This window comes from Stieleria mannarensis, from assembly GCF_014154935.1.
Taxonomy (GTDB): domain Bacteria; phylum Planctomycetota; class Planctomycetia; order Pirellulales; family Pirellulaceae; genus Stieleria; species Stieleria mannarensis.
The window spans coordinates 1-19,648 of record NZ_JACEHH010000042.1 but is presented as its reverse complement, the minus strand read 5'-3'; the positions used below and the strand labels follow the sequence as shown (position 1 = coordinate 19,648).

The following is a 19,648-nucleotide window of genomic DNA, read 5'->3' as shown; positions in this document are numbered from 1 at the left end:
TCGCCCTACAGGATGACCGATCGGACCTGATTTGTCATTCCGGCTAGCACCACAATGCGCGCCATCTGGGACGGATTCTCTGCGAGCGGTCTTTCGCCGGATCCGGATTTCGCCGTCCCCCCCTCTCGACAGGTTCCATTCGGTCGACAAGGATCCTGTACCGGACGACGCTGCAAACCAGCCGGACAGCGGCACTTTGACGTCGCATTGGCACGATGACGGTTCGACGCTCGCCAGAGCGTGGAAAGTGACGGGGATCCACCTTCTGGCGAAGGTAGCTACATTGGGTCAGCACGCTCGACAGTTTCGTGCACAACAACGTTGCGTTGTACCGGATTGCGTCACTCCTGCACCCCTCATCGATCCCTCCTCATCGATCACTGTCTCTGCCCATGGATCACTCGCCGAACCGAGCCGCCGCCGAACTCTGGTCCAGCCTGCCAGGTGACCCACAGTCGCGAGTCCTGGGGCACAGGATCGCCGAATCGACCGTCTTGGATTTCGGCGTGGCTACTCCGGGATCCATTCGGGCCGGTTTGTTGTTGGCGCGTGCTTGCATGGGCGGATTGGGGCGAGTTTCGATCGTGCCCTGCGACGCGACTCGATACGCCGTCGCCAATGCCGTGTTTGTCGAAACCGATTTCCCGCGACTGGGTTGTCTGGGATGCCAGTACGCCGGTTGGCCCGTCCAATCCGACGACTACTTTGCCATGGGCAGCGGTCCGATGCGGTTGCTGCGTGGGAAAGAAGCGATGTTGATCGAACAGGATCTTTCCGATAGCCGCACCGACGCAGCCTGCGGCGTCTTGGAATCCGACAAGTTGCCGACGGCATCGGCGATTGAATCCATTGCGGCCGACTGCGGGGTGCCGGCAAAATCGGTGACCGTTGCCGTTGCACCGAGCACCTCGATCGCCGGATCGATTCAGATTGTTGCCCGCAGCGTCGAAACCGCGATGCACAAACTGGACGACTTAGAATTTGACGTCCGCCGCGTGATTTCCGCGACCGGGGCGGCTCCCTTGCCGCCGCCGGCAAAATCGGGCGACTCGATCGGCGGGATCGGACGAACCAATGACGCAATGCTGTACGGTGCGAACGTGTCGTTGTGGGTGGATTGTCCCGATGAAGCGATCGAAGCGATCGTGGACAGGATCCCCAGCTCGGCGTCGCCCGATCATGGTCGCCCCTTTCAAACAATCTTTGCCGATTACAACCACGACTTTTATGCCGTGGACCCGTCGCTGTTCAGTCCCGCGGTGGTGACGCTGCACAACCTCCGCTCGGGACGCACCTTCACCGCCGGTCGAATCGTCACGGACATCTTGCGCGAGTCGTTCGGCACATGACCGCGGCGTCCAGCGCCCGACGCCGACTGTTGATGTTGGGGCCGGATACCGGGTGGCATGCCGATCAGATTCGGGCGGCGGCGCGGCGGCGCGGCCACCACTTAGACATCGCATCGTATGAATCGATGGCCGCCGGCGTGGCGAATCCTGGATCACCACTGTCGCTTTGCTGTGATGCGGGACGAATGCTCGACTATGACGCGATCCTGACGCGGACGATGCCGGCCGGTTCGATGGAGAAGATCACGTTCCGCTTGGCGATGCTGCATGCGATTTCTGACCAGCTGACACCGCACCGGACGGCGATCGTCAATCCCCCGCGAGCGCTGGAGTGGTCGATCGACAAATTTGCGAGTTTGGCAAAGTTGGCTGCTGCCGGTTACCCGACGCCGCCGACGCGTGTCGTACAATCACGTCGCGAGGCCATGCAGGCGTTCGAAGAACTTGGCGGCGACTGCGTCGTCAAGCCACTGTTCGGCGGGGAAGGACGCGGCGTGATGCGGATCCGCGATGCCCAACTCGCTTGGTACAGTTTTTCCACGCTCGAACAATTGGACGCCGTGCTGCAACTTCAGACGTTCATTTCCCCAGGCGGCCGCGACACGCGAGTGTTGGTCGTCGGCCGGCGGGTTTACGGCCTGCGACGATCCAACGAGCGATCGTTCCGGTCGAATGTTTCTGCCGGAGCGACGTGCCAGCGATTCGAAGTCGATGCGACGCTGGAAGCGACGGCCCGGCAAATCACCCAACGGTTCGGACTGGTGTTCGCCTCGGTCGATCTGATCGACAACGAACACGGCCCACCGCTGTTTTTGGAGGTCAATGCGATTCCGGGTTGGAAAGGTGCCCAGAACGTGATCGACCACTCGATCGCCGATTCTGTGATCGAGGCTTTGGAGACCGAATCCGAGAGGTTGACATCATGAGCAGCGAAGTTCGAGACGGAAACGTCGCTTCGCGGCTTCGCGTGATCGCGTCGTTGGCGCCCGGCGCGATCGCCATCGCCCAGCCCAACGGGCCGCCCGCCGAAGACGGAAACCGCAGCTACGCCCTGACGACGTTTCAAAATCTGGACGAGCGGACCGACAGAATCGCGCGCGGGTTGGTGGCCTGGGGAATCCGACCCGGCATGCGATTGGCGATGCTCGTCCCGTTCGGCGCGCAATTCATTGAATTGGTGTTCGCCCTTCTAAAAGCCGGCGTGATCGTCGTGTTGATCGACCCGGGCATCGGACGCAAACACCTGGTCAAATGCCTCTCCGACGCACGGCCGGACGGGTTCGTCGGAATCCCCAAAGCTCAGGCGATCCGGACCCTGCTGCGGCATCGTTTCCCGACCGCGACCTGGAACGTCACTCTCGGACGACGCTATTTCTGGGGCGGGAAAACCCTGGACCAAATCATCCAGCTTGGTGCCGAGGCGGCGGTTGAGGAGAAGACATCGTCGCGAAAGGCCACGCCGCTGCCGACGATCAATCGCCCCGACCCCGCGGCGATCATTTTCACGACCGGCAGCACCGGCCCGCCCAAGGGTGTCTTATACAGCCACGGTACCTTTCACGCTCAAATCGACCGGATCCGAGAACGCTATGACATCCATCGTGGCTCGCGTGACTTGGCCTGTTTCCCTCTGTTTGGTTTGTTCGATGCCGTGATGGGCGTCACCACGATCATTCCCGACATGGATCCCACGCGGCCCGCCGATGTCGATCCGCAACGATTGATCGAGGCGGCCCGGCAATGGGAAGTCGATCAGGCTTTCGGGTCGCCCGCGCTTTGGAACACCGTCGTCCGCTGGTGCGAATCCAATGACGTCAAGCAACCGTTTCCGACGTTGCGGCGCGTGCTTTCCGCCGGCGCTCCCGTGCCCGCGTCGACGATGGCAAAGCTGCGTGGGTTGATCGCCGAGGACGGAGAGATCTTTACGCCCTACGGAGCCACCGAAGCGCTGCCGATCGCGTCGATCGAATCGCGCGAAGTGATCGCGGAAACCGGACCGGCGGCAATCAAGGGTAAGGGCGTTTGTGTCGGCACCCGATTCCAGGACGTCCGCTGGAAAGTCATTGAAATCGATGACGGCCCGATCGAAACGATCGATCAGGTGACCGAATTGCCCCATGGAAAGATCGGCGAGTTGATGGTCACCGGCCCCATGGTGACGCGAAAGTATGTCGTCCGCAGCGACCAGAACGCGATGCACAAAGTCGCTGACGGAGACACCGTGTGGCATCGCATGGGTGACGTCGGCTACCTGGACTCGAAAGATCGCTTTTGGTTCTGCGGTCGAAAGGCACACCGTGTTCGAAACGGAAATCGAACCTGGTTCACCGTCCCCTGCGAAGCGATCTTCAACGCCCACGAACATGTTTATCGATCGGCCCTGGTCGGTCGCGGCCAGCCGGGCAACCAAACGCCCGTCATCTTGATCGAACCGCTGCGAGAATTCTGGCCAAAGACCAACCAACAATCGCAACGTCTGGTCGAGCAACTGTTAGACCTGGCCGCCAGAAACCCGAACACGCGAACGATCCAAGAAGTGATCATCCGGGACAAACCGCTGCCGGTCGACATCCGGCACAACAGCAAGATCTTTCGCGAAAAACTGGCCGCGGAGCTGCGTTGATCCACTCGCTTGCGGGCGGTCGATTCAATGAGCCGCCGGCGCTAGCCGCGGGCCTGTTGATCGAGTGAGCCGCCGGCCCAGCATCGCCCTTCGCTAGCACCATCGGCGCACTTCGGGATTGTCAATCGACCGGTCGGGGAGCCTCCGATCTACGACCGTTGATGCTCGACGGGATGGCTATCGAGAAGGCGATGAGAGAGGGCCCCGCATCCGAGCTGCCCCGACTCGGATGCGAGTTCGATCCCTCGCCAGCTGATTTCGCGAAAACGGTCCCACAGGACCGCACTCTCGCGGCTCACCAGCCGATCGATCGCCCCGATAATCGATGCTTCATGTGTGCACATGCGTCACACGAGCGGTCTAAATGATACTGATCTTTGCCCGCAATGCCAATCGAAATCACGCTAAAGCGGTGATTAAGGGGGTTGCGGCCCCGCTGGGGAATCATCAGCAACCCGGTACATTTAGGGTGCTGGCAATCGCAAAATGCGAATCGGCGGCGCAGCTTCGCCGTTTCGCCGGTACCCATGAGGGGAAGAGCCGCCAAGACTTTCGCACCGCGCGGTCCCTCTCGGGCGTTTGCTTGCTGGGCAAACGCCGTCTCTCCCAAAGGGAGAGAAACCATGTCGCTTGCGAAATCGTGCAGCGACAAAATCGATGTCGCCCAGGGAGCGTCAAGAATCGGTTGACCAAAACATCTCACTCCTCGACGGGGAACTCGCGACCGTAGCTTGGTGTATGATTTGCCCCGGCCTGGTTGACCATCCGGGTGTCTGGGCGGACCGATTTTGTTGAGTCGTTTGCATGATCATTCCCTACAGCACTGACGCGCCTCTGTATCACCTGCCATGGGTGACCGGCGGGATCATCGTCACCAACGTGGTGATCTTCTTTGCGACCACGTTCCAGGTGATGATCGGGAACTTGGAACCGGAGCAGATCGATTGGTTGTTGATTCAGTTCAACCAGATCAATCCGCTGCAGTGGTTAACGGGCAACTTCATGCATTTTGACCCGTTCCACCTGCTGGGCAACATGTTCTTCCTGTTCTGCTTCGGGTTGGTGGTCGAAGGCAAGGTCGGCAACGCCCGTTTCTTGGCGATCTATCTCGTGTCCTGTTTGTTGATCGGCGCGGTGGCTCAGGTGCCGATGTTCTTGATGGGCGGCCAGGAAGCGGCGGCGGGCGCCTCGGGGGTGATTTCGACCCTGATGGTGATCGCACTGGTTTGGGCACCGGAAAACGAGATCAGTTTCTTCTATTGGTTCTTTCTGTTCGTCGGCCATGCCGAAGCCCGCATCATGACGATCTGCGTCTTCTTTATCGGCATGGACGTGTTGTCTGTTGTGTTCAGCGGGTTTGCGATGTCGGGCGCGATGGGACACGTGATCGGAGCGTTGATGGGGTTGCCGATCGGGATTTACTACCTGCGGACCGACCAGGTCGATTGCGAAGGTTGGGACGTGATTTCGCGCAATGATTGGCTTCAGGAGTACCCGTTGCTTTACGGCGAAAAGCAACGCCGGCGCGACCAGGACAAGCACGACGAGATCGAGAACCCGGTCGAAAAGGCGTTGCAGGTGACCGGTGGTGATGTATCCAAAAGCCAGTGGATCGGGCTGGCCTCTCGCAAACGAAAACCTGCAACCACGCCAGTCAAAACTTCATCGCGTACCTCATCCACGGCGGTCGCGCCGAAAAAGAAAGCGCGGCGCAAGAAACGCAAGTCGACCGAAGTGACACCCGAACGCGTGGCCCAGAAATGCCAGACGCATCCGGAGTTCAACCGATTGGCCTACGTGCTCCGCCAAAGCTTGGATTCGAACAATCTGCACGCGGCCGGGCAGGCTTTTTTGCGGCTGGACGCATTGAAGATCGGAGCGGGGTTGGCCGAGTCAACGTTGATGCGTTATGCCACTCAGTTGTGCTCCAGCCAGCGGTGGGTCGACGCGATTCGCCCGCTGGCGATCTTGATCGAAAAACGTGGCTCGATGGCCGACGACGCCTGTCTGCGTCTGGCCCAGATTCAGTTGCGCATTCTTAAGCGGAACGACCACGCCATCGCAACGCTGGAAAAAATCGTCGCGCCGCAAGATCAGGTCATCGAACCCGAGAAAGAAGCGCGTTTGAGGAAACGCGACGAACTGCTCAGTTTGGCGCGGGGGGCGTGACTCGATTGATCCCGCTCGATTCCTGACGCTCACAGCGCCGCTTGGAACTCTTCCAATTGTCGCAGCATCGGCGGTGAAAACGGATCCAACTTGATCGCTTGCTGCTGTGTCGCCACCGCTTCTTCGACCCGGCCGAGGGCAAAGTAACAACGGGCACAGGTATCCAGTCGGGCGGCGCGATAGGGGATGTCATCCGCATCGAGAAACTCCAGCGAATCCAGGCTGCACTTCAACGCCCTTTGATAGTCGCCTTCGGTGTTGGAGACCAACCAGGCGTATTGATTGTACGCGTCGCCCAATTCTGCCTTGTAGTCTTTCGGATCGATGATCTTCTTGCGGGACTCGATCCGTGCGATCCGTTGTTTCAATGCGTCACGGTTCTGGACAATCTGTTTGGTCACCGACTGTTTCCAGTCCGGGTCGCCGGGATCATCCAGACGATACATGCGGATCAGGATGTCGATGTTGTCATTGTCGAACCGATAGGCCAGTTGAAGCTTGCTTTTGACCTCGTTTAAAGTCGTCCGATCCTCGCCGCCCTTTTCCAATAACGCCAGTCCGGACTCGTATTCATACAGGCTTCGAATTCGGCTGAGACTGATTTGCCAGCGACCCATCCGCGATTGGTACAGGCGATCTTTTTGGGCCCGATCGGCGATCGGAAACAACACGGTGGCGGCATCGTCGTGTCGCAGTTGTTCGCTGAACATTCGTGCCAGTTCCTGACGTGCGCTGACGCCGACGATCGATTCGATGTCGCAGTGCTTGATGACTTCGCGATTCTCTCGCTCGGCCCATTCGAATCGACCTCGCGAACGTAACAGCAGCGCGACCTGGTAGTGGGCGTAGGCGATTTCCTGCAGTTGGTGGTCGGTGATCGCGTTTTCGACCGCTTTCGGCTTCTCCTCGTCGCCCGGCTCGGCCGAATCGCTGGCGGCAATCTCCGGCAACGGATTGATCTGCAACGCCTCGGAGGCAAGTTCCTGGGCGAGTTCGCTTTGCCCGATCTCGTCATAGGCTTGGGCGGCCGAGTACAGCAGTTCGGCGTTTTCGCGGAAGGTGTGCTGATGCCTTTCGTACAGCGTCACCACGATCGGGAACAGTCCCTGGCGGATGGACCATCCGGCATGTTCGGACAGGTCCCGCGTCGCCGGAGCGATCAAGTCGATGTGTTCCATCACCAGCGCCAAAGCCGACTCGCGCGCATCTTCGGACAGCGCCCGCGTGGCCAGCACACGAATCATTTCCATCACCGAGGCAGAGGTCACATCCGGGCTGACTCCCGAATCGACCTGCATTCGCTGCTGACGCACGAGTTCCGACCAACGCTCGGGCGAGTAACTTCCCGCACGCAAATCAGCCGCATAGGCCAGCAGCCACTGGGACGGATCGCGGTCGTTTTCACCGATCACCGATTCGATGCGTTCGGCCAATCGGCGTCGGTTGGCTTTTTCACGACTGAGTGGTTGTTTCAGCACCAACATCGCGGCGCGGCGGCTGAGCGGGATGCTGGGATCGAAACGAGCCAATCGGGCCAGCGGCTCGACGCCCATCTGATCCCGCAATCGCCCCAGCAATTCGATGCGTCCCAGCCGGTCGGCTTCGTTCTGAGCACCATATTCGCTCAGGATCTCTTGGACCTCCTTCGGATCCGAATCCTTCGACCAGCTGACTTGCAGGCTGCTGATCAGATAGCGGGCCGCCGACAGAATCTCGCTGTCGTCGTGGTTTTGCGCCTCACGCAGGGCGTCGAACGCTTCCAACCCGTACATTTTCAGCTGATTCCGGGCCCGGATCCGGGTGGCGTAACTGTCGCTGCCAAGTTTCTCGATCAACTCCTGAATCAACTGGTCGGTCGATTTCTTGCCCCCCGTGTCGCCGCCAGCCCCATCGGCAGCCCCGAGAGACGCGATGGAACCAAGGCAGGCCACCCAGAAGACAATCAACGCGGCGACCAACAAGCGGCCTCGGCGGGAATCGTTTCGCGAAAAATACTGCATCTGTTCGACTAACCCGGCGAGGAGACTCACGATCGTTGGACCGTCGCTATTCTATCGGTTTCGCCCCAAAAGTGCAGCTCGGATGTCGGGTCGGACAACCTCACTTTGTCGAAGAAACGCCGTAAATCACCGTTGTGAATGTAGCCACCGTCGCCAGAAGGTGGGTCCCCGATCTATGCCGCACAGGGGCGAGCGTTGTAACGTCAGCCCAATGGCACCTACTTTATGAGCCGACGGCCGATTTGCCGCCAGCCGACGGGCATTCCATCATTCTGCCCCGCATCATTCTGCCACCCCTCCATTCTGCCATCTGTGGCCAGATTTCCCATCCAAGCGGCCAGACGCCGCGTCAGGGGAAATGGCAGGAAGATTTTGGAGGTAGGAAAATTGACTCAATCAGACAGGTGGTGAGGTTTTCAGCGGGGTGTCCCCGGCGGTGGCCAAGAATCGCCACGTGCAATCGAAGTTCCCAGCGGGCGACAAACCGGCTAATATCCTCCCGTTGACCGCCCCCTACCGAGCAACTGCAAGAAACACACCCGAGGCACCCTGCCTGGAAGGGAGCGTCGAGCGCAGCGAGGGGAGGGTCGGCCAAGGCCGTTCGTTCATGTTTTCCTATCCATCCCGACACACAGCAATCCTGACACGCAGCGACGAATGACGCGAAATTCGAAGAAAACAAGCGATCCCGGCAAGGTCGGCAAAACGACCGGCTCGAAAGGTGAGTCGCAGGCAGACGATCGAACCCCCGAACAACGCTTCGGCGATTCGATTCGCACGTCCGCGCACCGTGAAACGGTCGAAGCATTCGTCGTCGCCTTCGTGCTGGCATTGCTGTTTCGGGCCTTTGTCGCCGAAGCCTTTGTGATCCCGACCGGTTCAATGGCTCCGACGCTGATGGGGGCCCACAAAGATATCGATTGTCAGCAGTGCGATCATCGCTTTCAAATCGGCGCCAGCAAGGAGCGACGCGGCCCCTACCAAGACGACACGGTTGTCGCCGGCATTTGCCCCAACTGTCGCTTCGTAAACAACCTGGATCTGGCCGACGACAGCAACGCGACCACCTTCAACGGCGACCGCATTCTGGTCAGCAAGTTCGCCTACACGCTCAGCGAACCCGAACGCTGGGACGTGATCGTGTTCAAATTCCCGGGGAACCCGAAACAAAACTACATCAAACGGCTGGTCGGACTGCCCAACGAAACGATCAGCGTCATGCACGGCGACGTCTACGCCGCCCCAACCGGGCAACCGGTCGGCGAACAGATGCTCCGCAAACCGGCCGACAAACTGTTGGCGATGCGGCATCACGTTTACGACTCCGACCAGCAACCGGATTTGCTGATCAAATCAAACTACCCCAGCCGGATCCAACCGTGGCGCGAAAACACGTCGGCACCGCCGACCGATTCATGGGCAATCGAACGCAGCAACGAAGGCTTGGTGGCCAAAGTCGAACCGGGTGACGCATCAAAGACGCATTGGCTGCGGTATTTCCATCGCTGGCCGACCCAAGCCCAGTGGGACAGCGCCGCCAACGGAGGCACGTTGGGCAGCGTCGATCCCTACAGCAGTCGGCTGATCACCGATTTCTACAGCTATGACTGTTACATCACCGTTCCCAGCCGCGACGTCTATGAAAAGACGCCTTCCAACGGACGGTGGTCCGGATCGACGACCTTCAATCCGGATTACCAGTCCGGCGGTCCGTTGTCTCAGTTTCGCGGTGACGCCCGATTCGGCGAACGCGACTTGGCTGACGACGGACTGCATTGGGTCGGCGACTTGATCATCGAATCCGACGTGACCGTGGCCAGCGAGTGTAAGGAACTGACGCTGGAATTGGTCGAAGCGGGGATCCAGTACCAATGCCGGATCGACCTGGAAAACGGCAACGCGACGCTTTCGATCGTCGACGGCGAACAAGCGTTGGAGTTTTCCGGACCTGACGGAAAAACGAGCGCGACGGTCACCGGATCAACCGCCGCCCGCGCCGGCGATTCGTTCTCGGTGCGGTACAGCAATTGTGACGACCAGTTGCTGCTGTGGATCGACGATTCGCTGGTCGAATTTGACGGCCCGACGACGTTCGACGCCCGCCAGTTTCGCAGCATGGAAGACGCCTATCCACGCTACCGAAACGGCGTCCATCCGCTCGACGCCGGCCCGGTCGGAATCGCCGTGCGCGGCGGAGCGGCAACGATTGATCGTGTGAAGATCGACCGCGACAAGTACTACGTCGCCACCGACAACAGCTCGTTCGGTATTTTCGACTATGACATGAACCAGCTGTTTCAACTTGCACAACAGAACGTCAGTTTCCGCGACATCCAAGCGGTGATGGCACGGCCAGATCTGTGGGAGCAATTTCCGGGCTGGCAAACCCGCCGCAAAGTCACCTTCCCATTGGCGGAGGACCAGTTCTTTCCGATGGGCGATAACAGCCCGGAAAGTCTGGACGCGCGCTGCTGGGCCGGGACCAAGCTGGGGAATCGGCTGCCGGACCGATTCCGCGACCAAGCCTACATGTTCGCCGATGCATCGTATGTCCCGCGTGATCTGTTGGTCGGCAAGGCGCTGATGGTCTTCTGGCCACACCCCTGGAACTCCCCGGTCCCCTTCACGCCTAATTTTGACCGCTTCCGGTTCATCCGTTAGCGGTCACGGGCTCTCAATCTTTCTCGAAATGGATTTCAAGTTCGATGCGTTCCGATCACGACGAAGCGACGACCGTTCTGGAAGCGACCGATCTGCAAAAAACCTACGGCCGGCGACGTGTCGTTGACGGGGTGAATCTGCACGTCGGCAAAGCGGAAATCGTCGGACTGTTGGGGCCCAACGGGGCCGGCAAGTCGACCAGTTTTCGGATGATCTGTGGCATGATCCAGCCCGATCGCGGGCGTGTCTACTTGGACGGACGCGACGTCACCGATTGGCCGATGTTTCGTCGCGCCCGAGATGGACACATGGGCTACCTGCCTCAGGAACCCAGTGTGTTCAAGAAGCTGACCGTCGAACAGAACATCTCCGCGTTGCTGGAACTGTTGGGGATGGATCGAAAGCAGCGCAAAGAGCGAACCAACGAATTGCTGGAAGAGTTCAATATAACGCACATTCGCAAAAGCCGCGCCGCGGGGCTCAGTGGGGGGGAGCGGCGGCGATTGGAGATCGCCCGTTGTCTGGTTTCCGATCCCAAGATCGTCATGCTGGACGAACCGTTCGCGGGCATCGACCCGGTGACGGTCCAGTCGATCCAAGGCGTGATCACGCAACTGCGTGATTCAGGAATCAGCGTGTTGATCACCGACCACGCGGCCCGCGAGATTCTGGGAACGGTCGACCGCTGTTACGTCATCTACCAAGGTCAAGTGTTGATCGACGGCACGCCGGAGGAAGTCAAGCAACACCCCAAGGTCCGCGAAGAGTACTTGGGCGACATGGACGGCGCGGCTCGTTCGAGAGTCGAAATGGAACCGATGCCCACACCAGCGCCGACCGAAGACGTGCCTCCGACGGCACCGCACCCGGTCGTCCCGCCACCGCACTTTCAGCGCAAACGCGTCGTGCGCCGGCGGACCAATGTTTCCGATGTCTAGGAAACCACGGTCTTGGTGACTCGGGGGGGCGGCTGCGCTAACTCGATCGATTCATCCCCGTTGTTCGGTTGCGTGCTGGACCCCTTTGCGTGCTGGGCAGGGTCAGCCGCCGAGCGGCTGCCGTCGCGCACCCTATCATTCTGCCCTGCATCATTCTGCCCTGCATCATTCTGTCATCTCCCTCCTGACTCGCGCCTCCGTTCCTGAGCGTCTCGGCGGCTGAACCGGTAGGAAGATTTTGGAGGTAGGAAGATTTGCTCCGTCGATGGGACGGGGAATTCACCATTTTTTTACCCCCCAAATCTTTTAGCCTCGTTTAATCCCTATCCTCTGCCCACCTCTGTCCCCAACTCAGCTCGCACACGTCCAACTCCGGCAACCAGTGACGGATTTGGGCGGCGTTGCTGTGGCCGGAATCATCCGCCGTTGGGCCGCTCGCGGAAAGGTACAGTCGGTCGACGGTGACCTGTGAAAAGGCCGCCGCACGGCAGGTCGCCAGGACTTCATGGATCACGCCCAGTCGATTCGCCGCGACGAGGTAGAGTTCTGCATCGGGGAACATGCGAAATAGATCGATGTTCAACAGGTCCTCGGCAAGTGGACTCAACAGCCCCCCGGCGCCTTCGATGATCAACGTGTCACAGTGACCGCGCCAGCGGTCCACGCCGCGCGCCAGCTGCGACACGTCCACCTGTTGCCCGGACCGCCTGGCCGCTTCGTCCGGTGCCACCGCCGCCTCGAATCGCTGCGGGCAAACCGCATCCAGATCCAACGGGCATCCGGCCGCTTCCCACAGGGCGATGGCGTCCGCGGAAACCAGTTCGTCGCCCACCGTGGTGGAATTCGCTTCCGAATTGCCCCCTTGCCGGATACAACCACTGGCAACCGGTTTGTAAACTCCTACGCGAAGCCCGGCGTCCCGTCTGGCAACCGCAAGTTGCTGTGCGACGTAAGTCTTTCCGACTTCCGTGCCGGTTCCCGAAACGAAGACAATCTTCAAAGCAATACCTCTTCCCCGATCTGAAATGAACGAAAGCGTGCCCCGTCGAAGCGTACGAATCGGACTGTTGCAAATGTCGTACGCCGGCTCTCTGGACCAAATGCTGGACGAAGTGGAAAAACGGATCGACGAAGCGGCTTCCGAATCCGTTCAGATCGTCTGCCTTCAAGAGCTTTTTGCAACCCCCTACCCCTGCCAGGAAGAGGACCACTGCAATTTTGACTTCGCCGAAACCCTGGAAGGGCCGTCGGTTCGGCGGATGCAGGCGCTCGCCAAACGGCACGAAATGGTGATCGTGGCGCCGATTTTTGAAAAGCGTGCCGCCGGCGTTTATCACAACACCGCGGTCGTGATCGATTGGGACGGCAGCATCGCCGGCACGTATCGCAAGATGCACATCCCGGACGATCCACTGTATTACGAAAAGTTCTACTTCACGCCGGGTGACCTGGGATTTCGCACCATCCAAACCCGCTATGCCAAGCTGGGCGTGGGCGTTTGCTGGGACCAATGGTTCCCCGAGGCGGCACGATTGTTCGCCCTGGCCGGCGCAGAAATCCTGTTTTATCCCACCGCGATCGGCTGGATCGATGGTGAAAAGGAAGAGTTCGGGGCGGGCCAGTTGGATGCCTGGCAGACCTCGATGCGAGCCCACGCGATCGCCAACGGACTGTGGCTGGGTGCCCCCAATCGGGTCGGCAAAGAAGGTCAAGTCGAGTTCTGGGGATCTTCGTTTGTGGTATCACCCCGCGGCGACGTGGTCGCGCAGGGCGGTGATTCGGACGAACAGGTGCTCTGCGTCGACTGTAACCTGGATGAAATCGATGTCGTGCGGACGCACTGGCCGTTCCTGCGTGACCGACGCATCGACGCCTACCAGGGGCTTGGCAAACGCTTGATCGATTGATCGCTTTCCGCTAGGACCAAACGTGTCGATCGGGACCGGGATAAAGGGCGACATGACATTCATCACCCAAAAAACCAAGCTGATCGATTGCTCACCGACCCCACGCCCGGCCCAAAGCGGTGCCCTGGGGATCGACCGGCCGTACCGCGAACTGTTTATCGTCGAAGGCGATTCGGCGTCCAAGTCCGTCGCCCGCGTTCGCGATGCCCGATTCCAAGCCGTCTTGCCGATGCAAGGCAAACCGATGAACGCGACCAAGGCGTCCGATGCCGCGGTGCGCAAGAACCAGTGGTACGCTGCCCTGATCCAGGCGTTGGGCGCCGGATGGCACGCCGAAGACCTGGCGGAGATGCGTTACGATCGTGTCCTGTTTCTGTTCGACCCGGACGCCGACGGGATTCACTGCGGCGCGTTGATGTTGTTGTTCTTTGACACGTACCTGCGACCACTGTTGGACGCCCATCGCGTCTCGCTGATCAAGTCGCCGTTGTTCGAAATCCGAGCCCAGGGTTATGCCGACACACTGCATGCCTACAGCGAAGATCATCTGCAACGTATCCGCAGCGTCCTGGATGAGAAACAGATCCGGCATCGACATCATCGTTACCGCGGTTTAGCCAGCCTGGGCGAATCGACGCTCCGCGAATTGTGTGTCGACCCGGATTCCAGGACGGCGTATTTGTTACAGCACCAAGATGCACTCGCCGCCCGAGAGATTTTCGGACCGCAGTGAGGGTGTTGCAATGCCAGCACGACGCGTAAGCGAGTGGCAGGCGCTTGCCGCGGGGTAACCCCCTCGTGCCGCTCGCTCACACTTCCCGCTGGCATGGGCACTGCCAGCACGACGCGTGAGCGAGTGGCAGGCGCCGGACGCGGCGTCAACCCCTCGCGCCGCTCGCTCACCCTTCCCGCTGGCATGGGATGCCAGCACGACGCGTCAGCGAGTGGCAGGCGCCGGACGCGGCGTCAACCCCTCGCGCCGCTCGCTCACACTTCCCGCTGGCATGGGATGCCAGCACGACGCGTCAGCGAGTGGCAGGCGCTTGCCGCGGGGTAACCCCCTCGTGCCGCTCGCTCACACTTCCCGCTGGCATGGGATGCCTGCACCGGACCTGCGTCACCCAACCGCTGTGGCTATCCTATACCGTTCCATCGGCCAACTCGCTCACGTCAATTCCTGCAACGATGCTCACAACCTCGCCTTCCCTGTCGACAGATCTCACCCGGACCGTCAGTTCGGCACCGCGTTTCCCGGTGCATTGATGTTTCGTCGTTGGATCACCGGAGTTCTGATCGGCACGGCGCTCGTCGGCGTCACGTCCCCGTTGTTTGTTCGCAGCTACGTGCCACGCACCAACGATCCGGTGCGCGGAGTCGCCGTGCTGCAGCCGGGAGCGCACTATCGCTGGCGAAGTGAAGGGTACGCGACGACGCGGATCGGTCCGATGGGCATGCCAGGGAAAACATCGTTTCCGGCCGAGGATCGATCCGCGATCCGACTGACGTTGTGGGGCGATTCGCAAGCCGAAGGCGTTTGCGTGGACGATCACGACAAGATCGCTGCCCAGCTGTCGCGCCTTTCATCCGATCAGATCCAGATCTATCCCTTTGCGAGAAGCGGCGACGACTGCAACGACTGGATCCCTCAAATCGCCGCGCTGGCCGAGAACACCGAAACCCGCGGTCGGATCGATGCCCACGTCTTCTTGATCGTCGAGTGGTCGGATTGGTGCATCGAAATCGATGAGTCCCCAGAGTCGATTTCGACGACGTTTTCGACAATCAGCGCCACCTTGCCGGCCTTTGTCATCCAAACGGTGCGCAACATCATTACCCGCGGCGATGGAACGACACGACGACGACTCCGATTCCGTCCCGGTCCGGTGGATGCCGTTCGGGCTGGAAACGTCTCCGGTCCGGTCGATCAATCAAATGTCCGCATCGAGTCCCAGTCCAAGCTGCTCGCGTTGCAGCTGCAGCGGCTGCGGCAAGGCTGCGACCAGCCCTGCATCTTCGTCTACGCGCCGATGATCCCCGCAATCACCGATGGTCAGGTTCGCTGGAACGATCCCGACCAGCGGTTGTTTGAACGATTTCAACGCCATTGTGCCGATCACGGTTTTCACGTGATCGACGGGCGGCCGGCGATGAAGTCCGCCGCGATCGAAGGCGAGTGGCCACGCGGGTTCCACAACGGTCAGTTCGGTGTCGGGCACTACAACGCCAGCGGAAATCGAATCATTGCGGAACGTTTGTTAGACGTCCGCGATCGGATCACCCCATCGGATGGAAGTTTGTCGCTCGACGAGGCGAAGGACTGACAACGATGCAGTTCACGCAAATCGAGTTTCTGCTGTTCTTGGGATTGATCCTGTTGGCGGTTTGGCGTTGTCGCACGCGGGTGACGCGCAACCTGATTCTGCTCGCCGCCAGCTACTATTTCTATTCCTACTGGGACTACCGTTTCTGCGGTTTGCTGTTGCTGTCGACGGCGGTCGACTATTTCGTGGCCGAGCGGATCGTGCGGGCATCGGGTCGAAGGGCGAAACGCGCCTGGTTGCTGGTCAGCTTGTGCGTCAACCTGGGCGTCCTGGGGTTCTTCAAATACTTCAACTTCTTCATCGACTCCGCCGCGGCCCTGTTCGAATCGTGGCAGTTGCACCCCGGGACGCTGAACATCATTCTGCCGGTCGGGATTTCGTTCTATACATTCCAAACGCTCAGCTACACGATCGACGTCTATCGCGGGAAGATCCGGCCTTCGAATTCCCTGTTGGACTTTGCATTGTATGTCGCGTTTTTTCCACAGTTGGTCGCCGGTCCGATCGTTCGCGCCTCGGAGTTGTTGCCGCAGCTTTCACAGCGGCCGGAGTGGTCGGGGCGACGTTTTTACAGCGGGTTTCAACTCGCGCTGTGCGGCCTGGTCAAAAAGGTACTCTTGGCGGACCGATTGGGCGAAGTGGTCGACGTCGTGTTCGCCGCCCCGCAATTGTATGGCGGTCTGACCATGTGGCTGGCCGTGATCGGGTACGCCGGGCAGATCTACTATGACTTTTCCGGCTACACCGACATCGCGATCGGGGTGGCCAAGATGTTGGGGTATCGTTTTCCAAAGAACTTTCGGCACCCCTACCTTGCGACCAGCGTGGCCGATTTTTGGCACCGTTGGCACATGACGCTTTCGCGCTGGTTGCGCGACTACCTGTACATTCCGCTCGGCGGCAGCCGCTGCAGCTCCTTTCGCACGAACATCAATCTGATCACCACGATGGGATTGGGCGGATTGTGGCATGGGGCGGCGTGGACGTTCGTGCTGTGGGGGCTGTGGCACGGCGCGGCACTGGTTTGCGAACGGGAACTCCGCAAGCGGATCGAGTTGCGCAAAGTCGTTTGGCTGGGGCGGCTGTCAACTTTGTTGGTCGTGCTATTCGGATGGGTGCTGTTTCGCAGTGCTTCGCTGGATCAGTTCACAACGGTCATCGGGCAACTGTTGTTTCAGTCTCCGGGAATCGCCTGGTACCCGCCGCTGGCGATGACCGCGATCACGATCATGATCTTAGAACACGCCGCCTGGACCACGCGATTAAGAATCGCGATGCGATTGCGTGCCGACCGCTGGTACACCCCGATCGCCACGACCGTGCTGGTCTGGTGCCTGTTGCTGTACGCACCACGCGGGTTCACACCATTCGTGTACTTCCAATTCTAATTCATCAGCCCACTACAATGGTGCCCGGACATCAGTGTTGGTGTCCAGGCTTTCGCCGCTCCCGTTCGCGGTTTGCGACGTCGATTGTATTATCGAGCGATTTGGCAGCCAACTCAGATTCTCTCCCTCAGGGAGAGACGGCATTTGCGCAACTAGCAAACGCAAGAGAGGGATCTCTCCATCGCATACTGATTCGGGCGACAACGACGGCTATCGAGGACGCTACGTTGCCAAGACAACACGCTTTCAAGCATCAGTTATACTGGTTTAGCGGTCGGCAACCTCAGCTATGCCTGGGACGACAACAAGAACAAGACGAGCGAGGGGATCACGGGGACGATGAGCGGTTACGGGTTCGACGTCGGCGGCAGTGACTATGACGATGAAGATCGTCTGGTCAATTGGGAGCGCGATGACACGAACCTCGATCAATCCTGGGATCTGTCGCTCGTCGGCGACTGGGATGAGTTCACCGAGTACTCCAGTATTCAGCCGCGCGTCCACGGCGACGCCCACGAACTCCTCAGCGCCGCCAGCCAGAGCGTCAATCATGACGTCAAGGGGAACATGACGGTAATCCCGGCGGTTCTCCGTCCCGGCAGCGATCCCTTGAATCTCACCTGGGACTTCGACAACCGGCTTTCATCGGCCGATGTCGACAACGACAGCACTGACGATGTGTTTTACGAGTGGGACGCTCTTGGTCGCCGCGTCGCGCGCGACGACGGCACGACCGACACCATCTTCGTTCAAAACGGTCAGCAGACGATCGCCGACTACACCTCTGGCACGGCGGCAACGAGCCCAACTTACACGTACGTCTACGCCAGCTACATCGACGAACCAGTCGTCCGCGACGGCACCGGCGGACTGCGCTACTACCATCGCACCCAACAGTACAGTGTCAACGCACTGACTGATTCAAGTGGAACGATCAAGGAACGTTACGCTTATGATGCGTATGGTGGGTTGTCGGTGTTCGACGGTAGCGGAACTGCACGTACGAAGACTGCCGAGGACAATCGCTGCACGTACACCTGTCGCGAGTACGACGACGTCCTTGATCTCTACCACTATCGCGCCCGCATGTACGACTCGATTGCTGGCCGGTTCTGCTCCAGAGATCCGATTGGGTATCGAGACGGCGTGAATTTATACCGTTATGTTGGGAATATGCCGCTCACTTTTGTTGATCCGACAGGCAAGTACATAGGCGGGCATGGTGGTATTAATCCAACAATTCCACCAAAGCCAAAGAAGCCTTCGGAACCGGAGCCGGAAGAGCCGTCGTATGACATTAGTTTCACTCGTGTCGTGACATGTACGCGCTATCCTGGTCCATTCGGCCAAACTTTCCTTTGCATTCCCCGTTGCGGAAAGAACTACAAATACAAAACAGGCCTTTACGTAATCTTAAACGAGAAATGCAATATCTTCACTGCGTTCAGCTGTGGACACTTTTTGTATTACGCTAACCAAGGCGAAGATTATTGGAATTCACCAATCATATAGGAAACCTGTCGTGTTGACTTGGGTGACAGCATTTGTCGCTGCCGTTGCGTTATTAGCGTTCCTTGGGCTTACAGGGATGATGCTCGTCAAATTCGGCGCGGTCGTAACAGTGCAGAATAGCAACTTCGATCGGTGGATGGGGCGACTTTTCCTGTGGTTCGTCATTGCCGCAATCTTAGCGTTTGCAATTCCATGGTTATCAAGTCTTTCTTGAGGAACGGATCAAGGGGGGCAGGCCTCGCAAAGACTCTTTGTCTATTTCCGAAACGAGGATTTGCGTGCGGCCTCAAAGTAAACCGGCGGCTGGTGAAAGCGGCGGGCAATACACGCGACCACACAGCCGAGTCAGCTTCCGCCGCAACGGACGGTTCGTTGCTTCACAGTTGTTGGCGGGGCGGACGCCCGCCGATGTCTTCGGCACGATGCCGGACCGCGCAACTTCAAGCACAAAAGAACGCCGTTAGGCACGGCGGGTAGGATGCCCGTCGATTGAAACCCGGCGGGGACAGGATGTCAGTCGAAGCAAAACGACAGGGAAGCGGGAGCACAGTTCCGGGTTTCAAGTTCCAGGCTTCAAGACTGGTCGAAAAGAGTTGGACGCTTGAGCAGAATGAGCGGGTCGTTTCGCGCCGACCGGAGCGAGCGGTAGCGATGCGGAGCCGACGGTTGACAGAGGTGATGGAAGCGACCGAAGGATGAGGGTAGCGCCGAGCGCAGCGAGCATCACCGATGCCGAGGGCGGAGCCCGATAAAAACAGACGAGGCAGGATGCCGAGTTCC

13 protein-coding genes are annotated in these 19,648 nt (G+C 59.5%); 11 read left to right on the top strand and 2 right to left on the bottom strand.

The window, feature by feature from the left end:
- Positions 1 to 392: 392 nt before the first annotated feature.
- From mch to H1B37_RS24070, 4 genes are all read left to right on the top strand, one after another.
- Positions 393 to 1,349, top strand: a complete 957-nt coding sequence (mch, locus tag H1B37_RS24085; protein WP_182869664.1) for a methenyltetrahydromethanopterin cyclohydrolase — start codon at positions 393 to 395, stop codon at positions 1,347 to 1,349.
- Positions 1,346 to 2,275, top strand: a complete 930-nt coding sequence (locus tag H1B37_RS24080; protein WP_182869662.1) for an ATP-grasp domain-containing protein — start codon at positions 1,346 to 1,348, stop codon at positions 2,273 to 2,275. Before mch ends, H1B37_RS24080 begins: the two co-directional genes overlap by 4 nt.
- Complete coding sequence (locus tag H1B37_RS24075; RefSeq protein WP_182869660.1) at positions 2,272 to 3,972, top strand: fatty acid CoA ligase family protein; 1,701 nt, start codon at positions 2,272 to 2,274, stop codon at positions 3,970 to 3,972. Before H1B37_RS24080 ends, H1B37_RS24075 begins: the two co-directional genes overlap by 4 nt.
- Positions 3,973 to 4,776: 804 nt before the next feature.
- Entirely contained in the window at positions 4,777 to 6,141 is a 1,365-nt protein-coding gene (locus H1B37_RS24070) for a rhomboid family intramembrane serine protease (RefSeq protein WP_182869658.1), read from the top strand.
- A gap of 29 nt (positions 6,142 to 6,170) precedes the next feature.
- Here the strand turns inward: H1B37_RS24070 and H1B37_RS34525 are convergent, their stop codons facing one another.
- Positions 6,171 to 8,171, bottom strand: coding sequence for a tetratricopeptide repeat protein (locus tag H1B37_RS34525; protein WP_182869656.1), 2,001 nt, complete (start codon positions 8,169 to 8,171; stop codon positions 6,171 to 6,173).
- 627 nt (positions 8,172 to 8,798) lie between these two features.
- On the opposite strand from H1B37_RS34525, the gene lepB reads away from it, so the two are divergent.
- The gene (gene lepB / locus H1B37_RS24060) at positions 8,799 to 10,802 is read left to right on the top strand and encodes a signal peptidase I (protein ID WP_182869654.1); all 2,004 of its coding nucleotides are present in this window, start codon (positions 8,799 to 8,801) and stop codon (positions 10,800 to 10,802) included.
- 44 nt (positions 10,803 to 10,846) lie between these two features.
- Positions 10,847 to 11,740 (top strand): LPS export ABC transporter ATP-binding protein, encoded by an 894-nt coding sequence (gene lptB, locus H1B37_RS24055; protein WP_182869652.1) that lies wholly within the window; start codon positions 10,847 to 10,849, stop codon positions 11,738 to 11,740.
- Positions 11,741 to 12,056: 316 nt separating this feature from the next.
- Here the strand turns inward: lptB and bioD are convergent, their stop codons facing one another.
- Positions 12,057 to 12,740 (bottom strand): dethiobiotin synthase, encoded by a 684-nt coding sequence (bioD, locus tag H1B37_RS24050; RefSeq protein ID WP_182869650.1) that lies wholly within the window; start codon positions 12,738 to 12,740, stop codon positions 12,057 to 12,059.
- Between the two features lie 37 nt (positions 12,741 to 12,777).
- On the opposite strand from bioD, the gene H1B37_RS24045 reads away from it, so the two are divergent.
- The 5 genes from H1B37_RS24045 to H1B37_RS24025 all read left to right on the top strand — a co-directional run bounded on the left by H1B37_RS24045 (position 12,778) and on the right by H1B37_RS24025 (position 18,868).
- Positions 12,778 to 13,647: a carbon-nitrogen hydrolase gene (locus H1B37_RS24045; protein WP_353620910.1), complete on the top strand. Its 870-nt coding sequence runs from the start codon at positions 12,778 to 12,780 to the stop codon at positions 13,645 to 13,647.
- Positions 13,648 to 13,699: 52 nt separating this feature from the next.
- Entirely contained in the window at positions 13,700 to 14,380 is a 681-nt protein-coding gene (locus tag H1B37_RS24040; protein WP_182869644.1) for a toprim domain-containing protein, read from the top strand.
- Between the two features lie 529 nt (positions 14,381 to 14,909).
- Positions 14,910 to 15,968 (top strand): hypothetical protein, encoded by a 1,059-nt coding sequence (locus H1B37_RS24035; RefSeq protein ID WP_182869641.1) that lies wholly within the window; start codon positions 14,910 to 14,912, stop codon positions 15,966 to 15,968.
- Positions 15,969 to 15,973: 5 nt separating this feature from the next.
- Positions 15,974 to 17,356 (top strand): MBOAT family O-acyltransferase, encoded by a 1,383-nt coding sequence (locus H1B37_RS24030; protein WP_182869639.1) that lies wholly within the window; start codon positions 15,974 to 15,976, stop codon positions 17,354 to 17,356.
- A gap of 339 nt (positions 17,357 to 17,695) precedes the next feature.
- Positions 17,696 to 18,868, top strand: a complete 1,173-nt coding sequence (locus H1B37_RS24025; protein ID WP_182869636.1) for an RHS repeat-associated core domain-containing protein — start codon at positions 17,696 to 17,698, stop codon at positions 18,866 to 18,868.
- The last annotated feature ends 780 nt before the right edge of the window (positions 18,869 to 19,648 follow it).

Excerpts from the sequence above, each read along its gene's own strand:
- mch (WP_182869664.1), top strand. The coding sequence starts at position 393 with ATGGATCACTCGCCGAACCGAGCCGCCGCCGAACTCTGGTCCAGCCTG.
- H1B37_RS24080 (WP_182869662.1), top strand. The coding sequence starts at position 1,346 with ATGACCGCGGCGTCCAGCGCCCGACGCCGACTGTTGATGTTGGGGCCG.
- H1B37_RS24075 (WP_182869660.1), top strand. The coding sequence starts at position 2,272 with ATGAGCAGCGAAGTTCGAGACGGAAACGTCGCTTCGCGGCTTCGCGTG.
- H1B37_RS24070 (WP_182869658.1), top strand. The coding sequence starts at position 4,777 with ATGATCATTCCCTACAGCACTGACGCGCCTCTGTATCACCTGCCATGG.
- lepB (WP_182869654.1), top strand. The coding sequence starts at position 8,799 with ATGACGCGAAATTCGAAGAAAACAAGCGATCCCGGCAAGGTCGGCAAA.
- lptB (WP_182869652.1), top strand. The coding sequence starts at position 10,847 with ATGCGTTCCGATCACGACGAAGCGACGACCGTTCTGGAAGCGACCGAT.
- H1B37_RS24040 (WP_182869644.1), top strand. The coding sequence starts at position 13,700 with ATGACATTCATCACCCAAAAAACCAAGCTGATCGATTGCTCACCGACC.
- H1B37_RS24035 (WP_182869641.1), top strand. The coding sequence starts at position 14,910 with ATGTTTCGTCGTTGGATCACCGGAGTTCTGATCGGCACGGCGCTCGTC.
- H1B37_RS24030 (WP_182869639.1), top strand. The coding sequence starts at position 15,974 with ATGCAGTTCACGCAAATCGAGTTTCTGCTGTTCTTGGGATTGATCCTG.
- H1B37_RS24025 (WP_182869636.1), top strand. The coding sequence starts at position 17,696 with ATGAGCGGTTACGGGTTCGACGTCGGCGGCAGTGACTATGACGATGAA.